Raw genomic sequence first — 16,799 nt, 5'->3', positions numbered from 1 at the left:
CCTATTCGGCCGCCGGAGACAGAACCGCTGGCGCCATTGCCGGCGCCGATCCGGGCATGCGCACCCTCAGCCGCTTGATCCGGCGCGGGTCGGCATCGACCACTTCGAACTGCGCCCCCGAAGGGTGCATGATCACCTCGCCCCGGGCCGGCACCCGGCCGATCTCCATGAAGACCAGACCGCCCAGCGTGTCGACGTCTTCCTCGTCCTCGTCCTCGGCCAGCTTCATGCCAACCTCGGCCTCGAACTCGTCAAGCGGCGCCCGCGCGAGGGCGAGATAGCAGCCAGGTTTTTCCTCGACCCAGTAGTCCTCTTCCTCGACGTCGTGCTCGTCCTCGATCTCGCCGATGACCTGTTCGATCAGGTCCTCGATGGTGACCAGCCCGTCGACCCCGCCATATTCGTCGATCACCAGTGCCATGTGGCGGCGGTCGGTCTGCATCTTCTGCAGCAAAACGCCAATCGGCATCGAGGGCGGCGCAAAGATCAGCGGCCGCAGCATGTCGCGCAGGTCGAACTCCATCGGCTCGTGGCCGTTGAAGCCATAGCGCAGCGCCACGTCCTTGAGGTGGATCAGCCCGAGCGGCGTGTCGAGCGTGCCGTCATAGACCGGCAGCCTCGTGTTGCCGCTGTCGCGGAACACCCCCACCAGCGATGCAAGATCGATGTCCACCGGAACTGCGGTAATCTCGGCCCGCGGCGTCCCCACGTCCTCGACCCGCATCCGACGCAGGTTCGCCATCCCGCGTCGCCGTTCGGGTGAAGGCGCGCCATGCACGGGGGGCACCGATCCGGTGTCCTGTGCACTCGCTCCGTTTTCGCTAAATATATCCGCCAGGCGGCGGAAAAGCCCCTGTCGGTTTGAGGATTGTTCGGTCCCCTGCGCGCTCTGCGCTGCGCTAGGAGAGCCTTCGGAAGTGTCGCCCATCGATCCTTTCCAAAATCACCGGCTGCATCGTGCCTCTAATATGGGTCCGGCAGTCCCAGTTCGACAAGTATCTCAACCTCAAGCCGTTCCATCAAGACGGCATCTGCTTCGCGGACGTGGTCATATCCCAACAGATGCAGGATTCCGTGAACGATCAGATGCGTGAGGTGCGCTTCAAGCGGTTTTCCGCCGGTCTCGGCCTCGGCACTGCACGTCTCCCAGGCAATCGCGATATCGCCCAGAAAGATCGGCTCGTCCGGAAAGTCCGGCTCTGGCAGATCGGGGGTGCCCCCCGGCTGCTCTGCCGCCAGATCCTCGGCGGGCCAGGACAGCACGTTGGTCGGCGCGGGTTTGCCCCTGAACTGACGGTTCAGTTCGGCAATGCGCGCGTCATTGCAGGCAAGCAGGCTGAACTCGTACGCCTCGGGATCCAGCCCCAGATGGGCAAGGGTCTGGCGGCTGGCCGTTCGTGCCAGATCGTCCAGCGCCAGGACCTTCCAGCGCTCGTCTTCGAAAAGAATCTCGGTCGTCATGACGGGCGGTCTAGCCCTGTTCGAGACGACCCGCAAAGCCAAAGCTTCCGTCTCAGCCAGAGGTTGCAACAGCGCGTTTCAGGACGCCCGCTCGCCGGATGCGACACACATCGGGGCATCTGCGCCCGGCACGGACCGGGGGCATCCGGGGGGGCATCCCGGCCTGAAGACCGTCACGCGCGGCCTCTCGACCAAATCCATTGACCCACAGAAGTAGATTTGCCAAACAATTAAGAGCGCTTAATGCGCGAATTTAATTTCACGACGGAGATGTTATGAAGACGTCAATTCTTTCGGCCGCGCTTGTCGCGGCTTTTCCGATGGTCGCCGGCGCCGCAACGGTCGATCTGTCCGGATGGACCGAGAATGGTTTCAAAGGCAACAATGGTGCCGGGACATGGACGGTGCAGGGTGCCGACAACGACACGGTCTTTCAATCCATCAATGGTCTGCCCACGGTGTTCTTCGAGCCGGGCGCCAACGATCGGGGCAAGGCGCTGACCGGAACAATCACGGTCGAAACCACCAGCGATGACGACTTCGTCGGTTTCGTTCTGGGCTATCAGGATGGTGAGCTAGGAAGCACAAATGCAGATTTCTGGCTGATCGACTGGAAGCAGGCGACTCAGTCCTACGCCGGCATTGCCCCGGCCGGCCTGGCGCTGAGCCACGTCACCGGCGACCTGACCGGTTCCGGCGAAGTCGATTTCTGGAGCCATACCGGCGTTGTGGAGGAAGTCCTGCGCGCCACGACATACGGCAACGTCGGGTATGTCGACAATCAGACCTATACCTTCGATCTCGAATTCACCTCGTCCCTGATCGCGGTTTCGGTCAACGGCGAGACCGTGCTCAGCTACGCCGGCTCGTTTGAAAACGGATCTTTCGGTTTTTACAATTACTCCCAGCAGAACGTCCGCTACGCGGGCATTACCGAGGATGTCGCGCCCTCCGCGGTGCCTGTGCCTGCGTCCCTGCCGCTGATCCTTGCTGGCCTCGGCTCTTTCGCCCTCGTGCGACGCAACCGGCGCAAGTAAGCCGCCCACGACCCGGAGCGTCGAAAGGGCACCCGCAACGGGTGCCCTTTTCAACGTCAAGTCCGATGGCCGTTCAGCCGACAGGCGCCTCGGCGTCATAGGCCTCGATGATCCGGGCGACCAGCGGATGGCGCACGACGTCCTTCGAGGTGAAATAGCTGAACGAGATCCCGGCGACGCCTTTCAGCAGGCGTTCCGCCTCGGACAGGCCCGAGGTCACGCCGCGCGGCAGGTCGACCTGGGTCCGGTCGCCGGTAATCACCATCCGGCTGCCCTCGCCAAGGCGGGTCAGGAACATCTTCATCTGCATGCTGGTGGCGTTCTGCGCCTCGTCCAGCACCACCGCCGCATTGGCCAGCGTCCGGCCGCGCATGAACGCGAGCGGCGCGATCTCGATCCGCTTTTCCTCCAGCAGACGCGGCAGTTGCTTGCTGGGCAGGAAGTCGTTCAGCGCGTCATAGAGCGGCTGCATGTAGGGATCGACCTTCTCCTTCATGTCGCCGGGCAGAAAGCCCAGCCGCTCGCCCGCCTCGACCGCCGGCCGGCTGAGGATGATCCGGTCGACATGGCCGCCGATGAACAGGTTCACCGCGACGGCGACCGCCAGATAGGTCTTGCCGGTACCCGCAGGACCGATGCCAAAGCAAAGCTCGTTGGCCATCAGCGCGCGGACATAGTCCTTTTGCGCCTCGGTCCGTGGCTCGACGATCTTCTTGCGGGTCTTGATCTCGACCCGGCCGCCATGGAACATCTCGAGCTGGTCGGCCGGCCGAGGGGCCGCTTCGTCCTCGAGCGTGCCAAGCCGGATCGCGCCGTCGATATCGCCAGCCTCCAGTTGCCGCCCCGCCTCCAGCCGTTCGTAAAGCTCCTGCAGGATCGTCGCGCCGCGTGCCGCGACCGGGGCCTCGCCGATCAGCGCCAGGTGATTGCCCCGGCGGATGATCTGCAGGCCAAGCTGATGCTCTATCTGGGAAAGGTTGCGGTCGAACTGTCCGCAAAGCTCTATCAGCAGGCGATTGTCGGGAAACTCCACTGGGAGCTCGATGATACCCTCGGCGTTGCTAGGGTCGGTCAGCGCGGTGATTCCCAAAAAATGCGGCTCCGATGCTGGTGTTTCTCTTGGCCCCATGCTGCAACCACAAGGGGTGCTCTGGCAAGCATCTTAGTGCAAATTCATCTGACTGACACAAAACCTAGGGAACGAACGCCGTTTCGCCGCACGACACGTGGTCGCCGCACCGCCAAGTGCTTTCGCGCCGGACCGATCCGACCGGCGCAAGACGGCACTCCGCCGGATCAGGCCGTTTTCCGGCGGCGGCACCCTGCAAGGCCGAGCAGGCCGAATCCTCCCGCCAGCAGACCCATGGCCGGCGGCAGCGGAACACTCGGAAGATCTGCCAGATCCGCTGACTAGACAGTGCCTGGCAAGCGACCCGACGCGCTCAGGACTGTCACGTCAGGCTCCAGAAGGACCTGCAAAGGGCCCGTCGCCCGTGCTCCCGCGGACGCGCTGGCGACTTCGCCATAGACCCCGCCGCTCATGAAGTACATGAGAGCATAGACATGATCTGCCTGCGCCTCGAACGTCACGGAGAGCAGATCGTCGAATGCGTCGTCCGCGACGCCCCGGAATTCGATGCTCGCATAGTCGGTGATGCCGATCGAAGGAGTGTTCGCCTGGATCGAGTTCGCGACGCCACCGTCGGTTCCGGCCACCTTGAACGGGAATACCGAGCCGGTGACATCGTAGAGTCGAAGTATCGCTCGTGCCTCGACGTCTGCGTAGGCGTCACTTTCGAACCACATGTTCGCCCAACCCGCGACGGGAAGTGTCATCGAAACGGTCGTCGAAGCCTGCGCACCCATGTCGAAGGAAAGCGTATCGAAGATCGCGACCTGCGCGAAGCTTGACGATGACTCGGCACAGTTTCCTCCCCCGCACCAATACACCCATGCCGGATCGGTTTTTGCAGATGCACTGACGACGCCGGTGTCGAGATCACCCCGCATCGAGACAGAACAAACTGCGCCTGCACCGCCAAAATAGGAACGCCACCAGGAAGATCATATCAAGTGAATTTTGTTCAAACACCTAAGCCGCCGGCCGGGCCCCGAGGGCATTGCCGTCGGATTGCTCGCTGCCCGGGCTCAATCGACCAGAACGCCACCGAGCGAATTGGGGCCGCTTTCGGTAATCCGCACCCGCGCCAGCGTGCCAACCGGCAGGTCGGTCTGCACATGCACCGCGTGCAGGTGGTCGGACTTGCCGACCATCTGGCCCGGCATCCGCCCCGGTTTCTCGAACAGCACGCCGACCTCGCGGCCGACCATGGCGTCCTGCACGCTGCGCTGCTGGCGGGTCAGAAGCGCCTGCAGGCGTTGCAACCGGTCGTCGGCCGCCGCGGCATCGACCATGGGTCGCTCGGCCGCCGGCGTGCCGGGACGGGCCGAATACTTGAAGGAATAGCACTGGCCGTACCCAACCGCCGCGACCAGATCCATCGTCGCCTGAAAGTCCGCCTCGGTCTCTTCGGGGAAGCCGACGATGAAATCCCCCGACATGACGATGTCCGGGCGGGCGGCACGAATGCGCTCGACCAGCCGGATATAGTCCTCGGCTGTGTGGCCGCGGTTCATCCGCTTCAGGATCCGGTCCGAGCCGGATTGAACCGGCAGGTGCAGATAGGGCATCAGCTTTGCGCAGTCGCCGTGGGCGGCGATCAGATCGTCCTCCATGTCGCGCGGATGGCTGGTGGTGAACCGGATGCGGTCGAGCCCGTCGATCTCGGCAAGCCGCCGGATCAGCCCGGCAAGTCCCAGCGCCCGCCCGCCATCCTCGCCGTGATAGGCGTTGACGTTCTGGCCGAGCAGCGTGATCTCGCGCACCCCCTGCCCGACCAGCGCCTCGGCCTCGGCCAGCACGCGGGCAACGGGGCGGCTGACCTCGGCGCCGCGGGTATAGGGCACGACGCAGAAGGCGCAGAACTTGTCGCAGCCCTCCTGCACGGTCAGAAACGCCGTCGGTCCGCGCCGCGGTCTGGGGCGCGCCGGCAGATGGTCGAACTTCAGTTCCGATGGAAACTCGGTGTCGAGCGCGCGTTCGCCCGCCCGCGTCCGCGCTGCCAGCTCGGGCAGCCGGTGATAGGCCTGCGGCCCCACCACCAGATCGACCAGCGGCTGGCGCGCCATGATCTCGGCGCCCTCGGCCTGGGCCACGCAGCCCGCCACCCCGATCTTCAGCTCCGGGTTCGCGGTCTTCAGCGCCTTGAACCGGCCAAGCTCGGAATAGACCTTTTCGGCCGCCCTCTCGCGGATGTGGCAGGTATTGAGCAGGATCATGTCGGCGCCCTCGGGTGCGTCGGTCAGCTCATAGCCGACCCCGCCCATGGCCTCGGCCATGCGCTCGCTGTCATAGACGTTCATCTGACAGCCATAGGTCCTGATATAAAGCTTCTTCGGCGCCTCGGTCATCGCCCGGTCTCCTGTCCGCTGGCGGGCGGCATAGCCGAGATGCGCCGACTTCGCAACGTCGCGGCACGAAACCGGCCCACAGCGCCCGGTCCCCGCCGCCCTCGCAAAAGCCGGCTCGCGGCCCTTCGCGCTTCTTCTTGGGCGAAATACCTCGGGGGGGTCGCGGCCTGCCGCGACGGGGGCAGCGCCCCCTTTCCACCCCGACGCGTTCTTCTGCGGCGGGTCCTCTCACGGCCGGCCGTGAGAGGTCGCTGCAGATCACTCGGCCGCGGTCTCGGTATGCGCCATGCCGCCCGAGATTTCCTCGGTCGCTTCGGGCTCCAGCGGGTCCGGCAGCACGAGGTTCAGGACGATCGAGATCAGCGCCGCGGGCAGCAGGCCGCTGGTTGCCAGCACCTTCAACCAATCCGGCAGATGCTGCACCGCGCCCGGTTCCAGCTGCAGTCCCAGGCCCACCGAAAGGGCGATGGCGAAGATCACCATGTTGCGCTTGTTCCAGTGCACGTCCGACAGCATCGAGATACCGGCCGCGACGACCATGCCGAACATCACGATCACGCCGCCGCCCAGCACCTGGATCGGCACGGTGCGGATCACCGCCCCGACCTTGGGCACCAGACCGCAGATGATCAGGAAGATCCCGCCCGCCGTCACCACATGGCGGCTCATCAGCCCGGTCATCGCGATCAGGCCGACGTTCTGGCTGAACGAGGTGTTGGGCAGACCGCCGAAGGCGCCCGCGACTGCGGTGCCCAGACCGTCGGCAAAGGTCGCGCCCTGGATCTCCTTGTCGGTCGCCTCGCGCCCGGCGCCGCCCTTGGTGATGCCCGACACATCGCCCACCGTCTCGACCGCAGACACGAAGGCCATCAGGCAAAAGCCCACGACCGCGGCGATATTGAACTCGAAACCGTACTTGAACGGTGCCGGCAGCGAGAACGCGGCGGCGTTGGTCCAGCTCGACGTGATCGAATCGATGCTGAGGATCCCGGTGAAGATCGAGAAGACATAGCCGGCAAGAATGCCGATCAGCACCGCCGAGATCGCGATCATGCCATGGGCATAGAACTTGAGTCCCAGCGTGACGAACACGACGACCAGCGCCGCCGACCAGTTCAGCAGGCTGCCATAGCTTTCGGTGCCGCGCGCGGGCACGCCGCCTGCGGCATACTGGATACCGACTTGAACCAGCGCCAGTCCGATCATCAACACGACCAGCCCGGTCACCAGCGGCGGCAGGGCGAAGCGGATCCGGCCGATCACGAAGCCGAGGCAGGCGTGGAACAACCCGCCGAGGAAGACGCCTGTGAACAGCGCCGGCAGCGCCGCAACGCCCTGCCCGACGACCAGCGGGATCATGATCGGGATGAAGGCAAAGCTCGTGCCCTGCACGATCGGCAAACGCGCCCCGACGGCGCCGAAACCGATAGTCTGGAACAGCGTCGCAATGCCTGCAAACAGCATCGACATCTGGATCATGTAGAGCAGTTGCGGGAAATCGGGCGAATTGGAGCCAAAGCCGAAGCCTGCCGCCCCCGCAACGATGATCGCCGGCGTGACGTTGGCGACGAACATCGCCATGACGTGCTGGATCCCCAGCGGGATGGTCTTTGCCAGGGGCGGTGTGAAATTCGGATCCCGCATCTGTGCAGGCGTGCCGATCATGGCCGTCTTCATCGTATCTGTCCCCATCTTGCCAATTTCTTGCCAATCAGCCGACGTCGTGCCCTGCGATCAAGCACGTGCCGGCTTCCCGGAGGCGCAGAACGGGATCTGCCCGTATTTTTGGCAGATTGCTCATCGGGCGCACAGTTACACGATGGAATTTACACGGTGAATTCGATTGGCATCAGGACGGCTCAGCGCGCGGTATTGAGGCCGCTCAGGGCTCGTCCCGCATCGGCAGGCCAGGCGCCGCGTCACGCGTCACGCCAAATTGCCGCGGTCAGGCCCGCCGCAACCGGATCACGACGTCGACGCTGGTCACTTCGGCGCCGGCGGGCGGAACCGGCAGGCTGACGATCTTCAATTCGGCAGCCGGGGCATCGGTCAGGGTCTGGGTGTCTTCCCAATAGAAATGGGGATGGTCGTCAGTCCGCGTGTCGAAATAGCTCTTGGTGCCGTCAACAGTGATCTCGCGGATCAGCCCGGCCTCGCAGAACGCACGCAGGGTGTTGTAGACAGTCGCCAGCGACACCCGCTCGCCGGCATCGCGCACCGCATCGAACAGGCTTTCGGCCGTGACGTGGCGGTTCATGCCGTCGCCGACAAGCAATTCGGCCAGAACAAGCCGCTGCCGGGTCGGGCGCAATGCACCTCCCGCCAGCCATGTTACACCGCGCCCTGAGCTCTGATCCAACATCGGATGTTGTCGCTAACCTCTTTTGATCTTCTGATATATGCCACTTTGTCGCTGGAATTCAAATAAAAACACCTGATCGCGCCGCGTGCGTCCCGGTCCTTGCCGCCTTGCACCGGATCGACAGCGGGTGATAGAGAGCGCAAAGCAGGCTATAATGACGGGAGGCTAGGTGGCATGGCGGAAAGACCGACACGTTTCGACAAGGAACAACTGCTGGCCTGTGGCCGCGGCGAGATGTTCGGGCCCGGAAATGCACAATTGCCGCTGCCGCCGATGCTGATGGCCGATCGCATCACCGATATTTCTGACGATGGCGGGCTGCATGGCAAAGGGCATGTGGTGGCAGAATTCGACATCACCCCCGACCTTTGGTTCTTCGAATGCCATTTTCCGGGCAACCCGGTAATGCCGGGCTGCCTCGGGCTTGACGGCCTGTGGCAACTGACCGGTTTCAATCTGGGCTGGCGCGGCATGAAGGGCAAAGGCTTTGCGCTTGGCGCGGCCGAGGTCAAGTTCACGGGCATGGTCCGCCCGACCAACAAGCTGATCACCTACCTCATCGATTTCACCCGGGTCATCGACCGCAAGCTCAAGCTCGGCGTCGCTGACGGCCGGGTGTTGGCCGATGGTGAAGAGATCTATAACGTCAAGGGTCTGAAGGTGGGGCTCGCCGAAGCCGCCTCCTGAACCGCAACGGAGCTCGAGGAGATCCCAATGCGTCGCGTCGTCGTCACCGGTCTGGGAATCGTTTCCCCGATCGGCAATTCCTCCGAGGAAGTCACCGCCAATCTGAAAGCCGGCCAGTCGGGCATCGTCTTCGACGAGGCGATGGCCGAACACGGATTCCGCAGCCAGGTCTCGGGCCAGCTTCGGATCGACCCGGCCGAGCATATCGACAAGCGCGCCCTGCGCTTCATGGGGCAAGGCGCGGCCTATGCCTATATCGCCATGACCCAGGCGATCGCCGACGCGGGGCTTGAGGAAAAAGACGTGGTGAACCCGCGCACCGGGCTTGTCGCGGGGTCCGGCGGACCCTCGACCTCGGCACTGCTCGTCGCCCATCAGAGCGTGTTGAAGACCGGCGCGACCAAGCGGATCGGTCCCTTCGCGGTGCCGAAGTGCATGTCCTCAACGATCTCGGCGAACCTTGCCACCGCCTACAAGATCAAGGGCGTCAACTATTCCATCACCTCGGCCTGCTCGACCTCGCTGCATTGCATCGGCAATGCTGCGGAACAGATCATGATGGGCAAGCAGGACGTGATGTTCGCCGGCGGCGGCGAGGAACTCGACTGGACGCTGTCGTGCCTGTTCGATGCAATGGGGGCCATGTCGTCGAAATACAACGACACGCCCGCGACCGCATCCCGCGCCTTCGATGTCAGCCGCGACGGCTTTGTCATCTCGGGCGGCGGCGCCATGGTGGTGCTCGAAGAACTCGACCACGCGCTGGCCCGCGGCGCCAAGATCTATGCCGAGGTTACGGGCTTTGCCGCCACCTCGGATGGCCACGACATGGTCGCACCCTCGGGCGAGGGCGGCGAACGCGCGATGAACCTGGCGCTGACCGGGCTTCCCGAAGGCCGCAAGATCAGCTATATCAATGCGCACGGCACCTCGACCCCGGTTGGCGATGTCGGCGAGATCGCGGCCGTGCGCCGGGTCTTTGGCGCGGGCACGACCCCGCCGGTGTCTTCGACCAAGTCCATGACCGGACACGCCCAGGGGGCTGCCGGTGCGATGGAAACGGTGTTCTGCCTTCTGATGCTACGGGACGATTTCATCGCCCCCTCGATCAATGTCGCTACCCTCGATCCGGACCTGAAGCCGGAAGAGATCGCTACCGAAACTGTCCTCGATGCCGGGCTGGATACGGTCATGACCAACAGCTTTGGCTTCGGCGGGACCAACGGGTCCATGCTTCTTTCGAAATTTGACGGGTGAGGGTCCATGGCTGATCTGATGAAGGGCAAGCGCGGGCTGATCATGGGCGTCGCGAACGACCGCTCGATTGCCTGGGGGATCGCGAAAGCCATGGCTGCCGAAGGCGCCGAGCTTGCCTTCACCTATCAGGGCGAGGCCTTTGGCAAGCGGGTCAAACCGCTGGCGGATTCGCTCGGGGCCACGATCCTCGTCGATGCCGACGTGATGAACGACGCCTCGCTGGACGCAGCCTTTGCGACCATCGCCGAACGCTGGGGCGGGCTCGATTTCCTCGTGCATGCCATTGCCTATTCCGACAAGAACGAGCTTGCCGGGCGCTTCATCAACACCTCGCGCGAGAACTTCCGCAATTCGCTGACGATCTCCTGCTATTCGCTGATCGAGGTCTCGCGGCGCGCCGCGCTGCTGATGCCCGGTGGCGGGTGCATCCTGACCCTCACCTATCAGGGATCGAACCGGGTGACGCCCTATTACAACGTGATGGGCGTGGCGAAGGCGGCGCTCGAATCGGCGGTGCGCTATCTGGCCAACGACCTCGGCCCCGAGGGGATCCGGGTCAACGCGATCTCTCCCGGGCCGATGAAGACGCTTGCCGGTGCCGCCATCAGCGGCGCACGGGCGACTTTCCGGCATTGCGATACCAATGCGCCGCTGCGCGCGAACGCGACGCTCGATGCCGTGGGCGGCACCGCTGTCTATCTGGCATCGGATGCCGGCGCCTGTACCACGGGCGAGATCATCCATGTCGACGGCGGCTTCCACGTTCTGGGAATGCCACAGCCCGAGAACCTCTGATCCGCCCGCGCCGAAGGTAAAGGCACCGGCCATGCCGGCCCGACCCCAGCGGTCAGATCGGAAAGTTCTCGTCGTCCGTCGGGGCATCCATATCGACCATTTCCTCCTGCAAGTCCCTGTCGACCTGGCCGTCGAGCGGAAACACCGGGGTCATCAGGCCCACCGCCGCGCCGGACGGATCGCGCACGATCCCGATGCGACCGACGTCGGGAACGTCGAACGGCGCACGCAGCACTTCGCCGCCGGTCGCGACCGTGCCCTCGAGCGCGGCGTCGATATCGTCGACCGCGATGTAGGTGAACCAATGCGGCTGAGCGTTGTCCATTCCGTCCAGCCCGGTGACATCCATGATGCCGGCCACCGGGTTGCCGTGGGCAATGGCCACAAGATAGGTGTTCTCTCCCATCGGCATCGTGTCGAAACTCCAGCCGCAGACGTCGTGGTAATAGCTCTTGGCCGCCTGCACGTCGCGGGTCATCAACTCGCTCCACCAGATCAGCCCGTGATTCACGCTCATGATCGCTCCTCCTCCAGCTTCCGGGTCCGCGCATCCTGACCATAGACCTGTTGCAACCGCCTGCACAGGCGCTGCCCGGTCGCGCCACAGCGGGACGCTTTGGCCGGTTTCCTTGCCAGCAACGCTGTGCAAATGTCGCAGCGCAACGACAGGAGAGCGGAAATGCGGTTCCCGATCGCGGTCTTCGACGCATATGGCACGCTCTTCGACGTGACAGCGGCCGCACGCCGGGCTGCCGCAGAACCTGCGGGCGCCGCCCTTTCCGGGCGATGGCAGGGCCTTGCCACGCTCTGGCGCGACAAACAGCTGCAGTACACCTGGCTGCGCGCGATCACCGGCGCCCATGCCGATTTTGCCCGGGTGACCGCCGAGGCGCTCGACTATGCGCTCGAACAGCTCGAACTGGCCGACCCCGCCCTTCGCACCCGGCTGCTGAAGCTCTATGACGAGCTTGATGCCTATCCCGAGGTGCCCGCGACGCTCGCCGCGCTCAAGGCGACCGGCGTGCGCACCGCGATCCTGTCGAACGGCAGTCCCGCGATGCTGGAGGCCGCCGTCGCCTCGGCCGGTGTCGGCACGATGCTCGATGCGCTGCTCAGCGTCGAATCGGCCGGGGTTTATAAACCGGACGCGCGGGTCTATGACCTCGTCGGCGCAGAATTCGGTTGCGACCGGTCCGAGGTCCTGTTCGTGTCCTCGAACGGCTGGGACGCCGCCGGCGCCCGCGGCTATGGCTTTGCCACCGCCTGGGTCAACCGCGCGGGCCTGCCCGTCGACCGCCTTCCCTGGGGACCGAGCTTCATCCTGCCGGACCTCGCCCCCGTTCCAGAACTCGTCAAGGGACCATGACCGAATATTTCAACGCTCCAGATGGGCTGCGCCTTGCCTATGACGACCAGGGCGCGGGCCATCCGATCCTCTGTCTTGCGGGCCTGACCCGCAACATGGCCGACTTCGACCCCGTGGTCGCGACCTTCGCCGACCGGGCGCGGATCATCCGCATGGATTACCGCGGCCGCGGCCTGTCGGAGTTCGACCCCGATCACAGCAATTACAACATCATCCACGAGGGCCGCGACGCGCTGGCGCTGCTCGATCGCCTCGGGATCGAACGCGCGACGATCCTCGGCACCTCGCGTGGCGGGCTGATCGCGCTGTCGTTGGCGGTCTCCCATGCCGACCGGCTGCTCGGGGCGATCCTGGTCGATATCGGCCCGGCCGTCGAGACCCCGGGTCTGGCGCATATCATGGCCCAGCTCGGGTCGAGACCCGGGTTCCGCAGCTATGAGGACGCCGCCGACCGACTGCCCGAGCAGCTTGCACCGCGGTTCCGGAACGTGCCGCGGGACACCTGGCTTGCCTTTGCCCGCCACCGCTGGATCGAGACGCCCGAGGGGCTCGATCTGCGCTATGACCCCGCGCTGCGGCAGGCGGTGATCGAACAGACGGCGAATGGCGCGCTGTCCGACCTCTGGCCGCTTTTCGACGCGCTGACCCCGCTGCCCATGGCGCTGATACGCGGCGCCAATTCCGACGTTCTGGCGGCCGAGACGGCGGCCGAAATGATACGGCGCAAGCCCGACATCATCTTTGCCGCAGTACCCGACCGCGGCCATGTGCCCTTCCTCGACGAAGCCGAGGCTATCGGGGCAATCGAAACCTATCTTGCGCGGGTCACGCAGCCCATGACGGGACCCGTCGCGCAAACATTCGCAGGCCCTTCAACATGACCAACCTTCCCGAAACTCCCGTCTCCATCGCCTCGATCGAGGCTGCGGCCCACCGCCTCGCCGGCCGGGTCCGGCGCACGCCGCTGCTGAACTCGCCCTTTCTCGACGCGCTTGTCGGCCGGCCGCTGTGGATCAAGGCCGAATGCCTGCAGCATACCGGCAGCTTCAAGTTCCGCGGCGCCTGGTCGGCGGTCTCGGTCCTGCCCGAGGGCACGCGCGGGGTGATCGCCTATTCCTCGGGCAACCACGCCCAGGGCGTGGCGATGGCCGCCCGACTGCGGGGGTTGCCTGCGGTGATCGTCATGCCCTCGGACGCGCCGGCACTGAAACGCGCCAATACGGCCGCGCTTGGCGCCGAGGTCGTGCTCTATGACCGCGCTTTGGAAAGCCGCGAGGAGATCGGCCTGAAACTTGCCGCCGACCGTGGGCTGACCCTGATCAAACCCTATGACGAACCACTGGTGATCGCGGGTCAGGGCACGGCGGGGCTCGAGATCGCCGAACAGGCCGCCGAGGCAGGGATCACCGAGGCCGAGGTTCTGGTGCCCTGCGGTGGCGGTGGGTTGACCTCGGGGGTGGCGCTGGCGCTTGAGGCGCGCGCGCCGGGGTTCCGCGTTCGTCCGGCCGAACCGCAAGGCTTTGACGATACCGCCCGCTCGCTCGCCGCGGGCGAGATCCTGCGCAACGAACGGCTCGATGGTTCGATCTGCGACGCAATCCTGACCCCGGCACCGGGTCAGGTGACGTTTCCGGTACTCCAGCGGCTCTGCGGCCCCGGACTGCAGATCACCGACGACGAGGCACTGCAGGCGATGGTACAGGCCTTCCTGCGGCTCAAGATCGTGGTCGAACCCGGCGGCGCGGCGGCCCTCGCAGCAGCCTTGTTCCGCGGCGATGCATTGCCCGACCGGCCGTTGATCGTGATCGCCTCGGGTGGCAATGTGGACCCGGCGCTGTTCGCGACCGCGCTCGAGCGGTTCGCGCCCGAGATCGCCGCAATATCCTGACCCCGGCCCCAGGGAGGCGCCCATGCAGATGGCAGATCTTGGCGACGTCGCGCTTCACTGGCGTCAGGACGGCGACCCCACGGGCCCGGCGGTGGTGTTCGCCAATGCGCTCGGCACCGACCTCAGGATCTGGGACCGGGTGATCCACCGCCTGCCCGACCGCTATCGCCTGATCCGATACGACATGCGCGGCCACGGCCTGTCCGATTGCCCGGCCCCGCCCTATTCCATGGGCGCATTGGTGCATGACGCCGAACGCCTGATCGAGGCGCTCGACGTCTCGGACTGTGTCTTCGTCGGGCTGTCCATTGGCGGGCTTGTGGCGCAAGGACTGGCGATCAAGCGGCTCGATCTGGTGCGCGCCATGGTGCTGTCGAACACCGCCGCCAAGATCGGCACCGCCCAGATCTGGCAGCAGCGGATCGCCACGTTGCGCGAAAGCGGGATCGAGGCAATTGCCGACGCGACCATGGAGAAATGGTTTACCGCCGGCTATCGCGCCACGCCCGAGGTCTCGCTGTGGCGCAACATGCTGACCCGGACGCCGCTCGAGGGCTATATCGGCTGCTGCCACGCGATCTCGGGCACCGATTTCTACACCCCGCTCTCGGGCCTGACACTGCCGACCCTCGCCATCGCCGGCAGCGACGACGGCTCGACCCCGGCCGATCTGGTGCGCGAGACTGCAGCCCTTGTGAAAGGCTCCGAGTTTCACCTGATCCGCGGTGCAGGCCACATGCCGGGGATCGAACAGCCCCGCAACTATGCCGAGAGGCTGGTGACCTTCCTCGAGCGGATCGGGCATTAGCCCGCAAGGGCGGCGGCTGGCCCCGACCGGCCCGCTGCAGACCTGCTGAACCAGCCCCAGGGGATGGGCGCCCGCCAGACGTCATATGGCGGCGAACGCCCCGGCGCGCAGAGAACGGCGCTCAGAAAACGGGGCGCAGGGAACCGGGCACAGAGGATTGTTCACAGAAAAGGCGCCTCCGAGAGGCGCCTTTTGATTGGTATCAAGGACTGTTGCGGGACGGGCTGTTACCCGGCGCGAATATACCCGATGTCCTGAAGGATCCCGGAATGCTTCGACTGGTCACCCTGATCTATTCGCTTACCTCAACCGTCATCATGGGCGTGGGCATTGTCACCGTGCTGGTCATGGGCCTTGTAACCGCGCAGGCGATTGTGGCTGCCATCGTGGCCGGGCTGATCCTCGGCTTGCCGGTGGCGTGGCTGATTGCGAAGAAACTCTACGAGAGTTGAACTGACACCCGCGTAGTCGTTTCTAAACAGCCTGATCCTGGCGCTCATGCAGATCCGCGAACCGCCTCGGGGTGATCGACCATGAAGCGCTGCAGCGTCAGGAACAGCGCCCTGGCATGGTCCAGATCCGCCTTTCGCATCGCTTCGCGCATGTCGTCGCAGATCATCTGCTGCACCTTCTGCGGGCCTTTCGGCATGTGCATCAGATATTCCGCCAGCATGGACGCATCGAAATCGCCGATGCGTTCATGTTCCGCGATTGCCGCAATCTGGTCACGGCCGAGGCTGTTCATGTCCTCGATATCGTCAAGTGTGATCATCCTATCCTCCCCTTTCGGCGACCCACGTGACGTAACGTTAGCAGAAAATTCCTTAAGCGAACATTGATGTCGATCAAAAGCGGGTGAGCGTCAGGCCGCCTGATCCAACCAGGCGGCGACCGTCGCTGCAAATTCCTGCGGCTTCTCGGCGTGGATCCAGTGCCCGGCGCCGGGGATCTTCACAAAGCGGGCCCGCGGGAACAGCGCTGTCGTTTCGGCTCGATGCGCGGCCTGAACATAGTCCGAATTGCCGCCCGAGACGACCAGGACCGGCCCCTCGAAAGACCCGGAAACCTTCGGAAACCCCAGTATCTTTTCCATGTCGGAGGCCAACACCTTCAGGTTGAGCCGCCAGCGCGGCGGCGTGGCCTTCATGTCCAGCGACTGCAGCAGGAAGGCGCGCACCGCGGGCTCGTCGACCTCTGCCGCCAGCCGCCGGTCGGCCTCGCTGCGCGTCTTCAGGTCCGACAGGTCCAGCCGCTGCATCGCCTCGATCAGCGGCATCTGCGTGTGGCCATAAGTCACAGGAGAAATATCGGCAACGATCAGGCGCCGCACCAGGTCCGGCCGCGTCAATGCCAGCACCATCGCGGCCTTGCCGCCCATCGAATGGCCCAGCACATCGGCCGGCCCGCCGGTCGCCGCGATCACCTCGGCCAGATCCCCTGCCATGTCCTCATAGCTCTGGGTCGGCTGCCACGGGCTCTCGCCATGGTTGCGCATGTCGACGCCGATCACCGGGCGCGTCGTGGCCAGCCGCCGGGTGATCGCGGTCCAGTTCCGGGCCGATCCGAACAGCCCGTGCACGATCAGCAGCGGCGTGCCGGTCTCGGGGCCGGAGCGATAGGTCTTCAGCATGGCGGTTCCTCTCGGTCAAGGCGGGAGCGATCTGCGC

Annotated in this window: 19 protein-coding genes; 9 read left to right on the top strand and 10 right to left on the bottom strand. The window is 65.0% G+C overall.

Going from position 1 to position 16,799, the window contains the following annotated elements; translation table 11 throughout:
- Nucleotide 1: 1 nt before the first annotated feature.
- Both DQG17_RS01405 and ybeY read right to left on the bottom strand, forming a co-directional pair.
- Nucleotides 2-928, bottom strand: a complete 927-nt coding sequence (locus DQG17_RS01405) for a transporter associated domain-containing protein (RefSeq protein ID WP_116130973.1) — start codon at nt 926-928, stop codon at nt 2-4.
- Nucleotides 929-963: 35 nt separating this feature from the next.
- Nucleotides 964-1,461, bottom strand: coding sequence for an rRNA maturation RNase YbeY (gene ybeY / locus DQG17_RS01400; protein WP_116130972.1), 498 nt, complete (start codon nt 1,459-1,461; stop codon nt 964-966).
- Between the two features lie 320 nt (nt 1,462-1,781).
- On the opposite strand from ybeY, the gene DQG17_RS01395 reads away from it, so the two are divergent.
- Nucleotides 1,782-2,498 carry a VPLPA-CTERM sorting domain-containing protein gene (locus DQG17_RS01395; protein ID WP_157973481.1) on the top strand — a complete coding sequence of 239 codons (717 nt, stop codon included), beginning with the start codon at nt 1,782-1,784 and terminating at the stop codon, nt 2,496-2,498.
- A 73-nt stretch (nt 2,499-2,571) separates the two neighbouring features.
- Here DQG17_RS01395 and DQG17_RS01390 read toward each other — a convergent pair whose 3' ends face one another.
- From DQG17_RS01390 to irrA, 5 genes are all read right to left on the bottom strand, one after another.
- On the bottom strand, nt 2,572-3,627 hold the full coding sequence (locus DQG17_RS01390) for a PhoH family protein (RefSeq protein WP_116130971.1): 1,056 nt from the start codon (nt 3,625-3,627) through the stop codon (nt 2,572-2,574).
- 281 nt (nt 3,628-3,908) lie between these two features.
- Nucleotides 3,909-4,508: a hypothetical protein gene (locus tag DQG17_RS01385; RefSeq protein ID WP_116130970.1), complete on the bottom strand. Its 600-nt coding sequence runs from the start codon at nt 4,506-4,508 to the stop codon at nt 3,909-3,911.
- 138 nt (nt 4,509-4,646) lie between these two features.
- Nucleotides 4,647-5,969 carry a tRNA (N6-isopentenyl adenosine(37)-C2)-methylthiotransferase MiaB gene (gene miaB, locus DQG17_RS01380; RefSeq protein WP_116130969.1) on the bottom strand — a complete coding sequence of 441 codons (1,323 nt, stop codon included), beginning with the start codon at nt 5,967-5,969 and terminating at the stop codon, nt 4,647-4,649.
- A gap of 258 nt (nt 5,970-6,227) precedes the next feature.
- Complete coding sequence (locus tag DQG17_RS01375; protein WP_116132521.1) at nt 6,228-7,646, bottom strand: uracil-xanthine permease family protein; 1,419 nt, start codon at nt 7,644-7,646, stop codon at nt 6,228-6,230.
- A gap of 268 nt (nt 7,647-7,914) precedes the next feature.
- Nucleotides 7,915-8,331, bottom strand: a complete 417-nt coding sequence (gene irrA / locus DQG17_RS01370) for an iron response transcriptional regulator IrrA (protein ID WP_116130968.1) — start codon at nt 8,329-8,331, stop codon at nt 7,915-7,917.
- Nucleotides 8,332-8,505: 174 nt separating this feature from the next.
- Between irrA and fabA the strand changes: the two genes are divergently transcribed.
- Genes fabA through DQG17_RS01355 form a run of 3 tightly spaced genes read left to right on the top strand, consistent with a single transcriptional unit; the run spans nt 8,506 to nt 11,070 of the window.
- Complete coding sequence (gene fabA / locus DQG17_RS01365) at nt 8,506-9,018, top strand: bifunctional 3-hydroxydecanoyl-ACP dehydratase/trans-2-decenoyl-ACP isomerase (protein WP_116130967.1); 513 nt, start codon at nt 8,506-8,508, stop codon at nt 9,016-9,018.
- A 27-nt stretch (nt 9,019-9,045) separates the two neighbouring features.
- A complete protein-coding gene (locus DQG17_RS01360; protein WP_116130966.1) occupies nt 9,046-10,275 on the top strand; it encodes a beta-ketoacyl synthase N-terminal-like domain-containing protein in 1,230 nt (409 codons plus the stop codon).
- Between the two features lie 6 nt (nt 10,276-10,281).
- On the top strand, nt 10,282-11,070 hold the full coding sequence (locus tag DQG17_RS01355; RefSeq protein ID WP_116130965.1) for an enoyl-ACP reductase: 789 nt from the start codon (nt 10,282-10,284) through the stop codon (nt 11,068-11,070).
- Nucleotides 11,071-11,122: 52 nt separating this feature from the next.
- Here the strand turns inward: DQG17_RS01355 and DQG17_RS01350 are convergent, their stop codons facing one another.
- Nucleotides 11,123-11,587, bottom strand: coding sequence for a VOC family protein (locus DQG17_RS01350; RefSeq protein WP_116130964.1), 465 nt, complete (start codon nt 11,585-11,587; stop codon nt 11,123-11,125).
- A gap of 162 nt (nt 11,588-11,749) precedes the next feature.
- On the opposite strand from DQG17_RS01350, the gene DQG17_RS01345 reads away from it, so the two are divergent.
- From DQG17_RS01345 to DQG17_RS01325, 5 genes are all read left to right on the top strand, one after another.
- Nucleotides 11,750-12,436: a haloacid dehalogenase type II gene (locus DQG17_RS01345; protein ID WP_116130963.1), complete on the top strand. Its 687-nt coding sequence runs from the start codon at nt 11,750-11,752 to the stop codon at nt 12,434-12,436.
- Nucleotides 12,433-13,317 (top strand): alpha/beta fold hydrolase, encoded by an 885-nt coding sequence (locus DQG17_RS01340; protein ID WP_116130962.1) that lies wholly within the window; start codon nt 12,433-12,435, stop codon nt 13,315-13,317. Before DQG17_RS01345 ends, DQG17_RS01340 begins: the two co-directional genes overlap by 4 nt.
- On the top strand, nt 13,314-14,324 hold the full coding sequence (locus DQG17_RS01335; protein WP_116130961.1) for a threonine/serine dehydratase: 1,011 nt from the start codon (nt 13,314-13,316) through the stop codon (nt 14,322-14,324). The genes DQG17_RS01340 and DQG17_RS01335 overlap by 4 nt, the downstream gene beginning before the upstream one ends.
- Nucleotides 14,325-14,346: 22 nt before the next feature.
- Nucleotides 14,347-15,132 (top strand): 3-oxoadipate enol-lactonase, encoded by a 786-nt coding sequence (gene pcaD, locus DQG17_RS01330; protein ID WP_116130960.1) that lies wholly within the window; start codon nt 14,347-14,349, stop codon nt 15,130-15,132.
- A 269-nt stretch (nt 15,133-15,401) separates the two neighbouring features.
- Nucleotides 15,402-15,584 (top strand): hypothetical protein, encoded by a 183-nt coding sequence (locus DQG17_RS01325; protein WP_116130959.1) that lies wholly within the window; start codon nt 15,402-15,404, stop codon nt 15,582-15,584.
- A 44-nt stretch (nt 15,585-15,628) separates the two neighbouring features.
- Here DQG17_RS01325 and DQG17_RS01320 read toward each other — a convergent pair whose 3' ends face one another.
- Together DQG17_RS01320 and DQG17_RS01315 are read right to left on the bottom strand one after the other, a co-directional pair.
- A complete protein-coding gene (locus DQG17_RS01320) occupies nt 15,629-15,904 on the bottom strand; it encodes a hypothetical protein (protein WP_116130958.1) in 276 nt (91 codons plus the stop codon).
- A gap of 90 nt (nt 15,905-15,994) precedes the next feature.
- Complete coding sequence (locus DQG17_RS01315; RefSeq protein WP_116130957.1) at nt 15,995-16,762, bottom strand: alpha/beta fold hydrolase; 768 nt, start codon at nt 16,760-16,762, stop codon at nt 15,995-15,997.
- Between the last annotated feature and the right edge of the window lie 37 nt (nt 16,763-16,799).

It is taken from the genome of Tropicimonas sp. IMCC34043, from assembly GCF_003390845.1.
GTDB lineage: Bacteria > Pseudomonadota > Alphaproteobacteria > Rhodobacterales > Rhodobacteraceae > Tropicimonas.
This window is presented reverse-complemented; position numbering and strand designations above follow the sequence as displayed.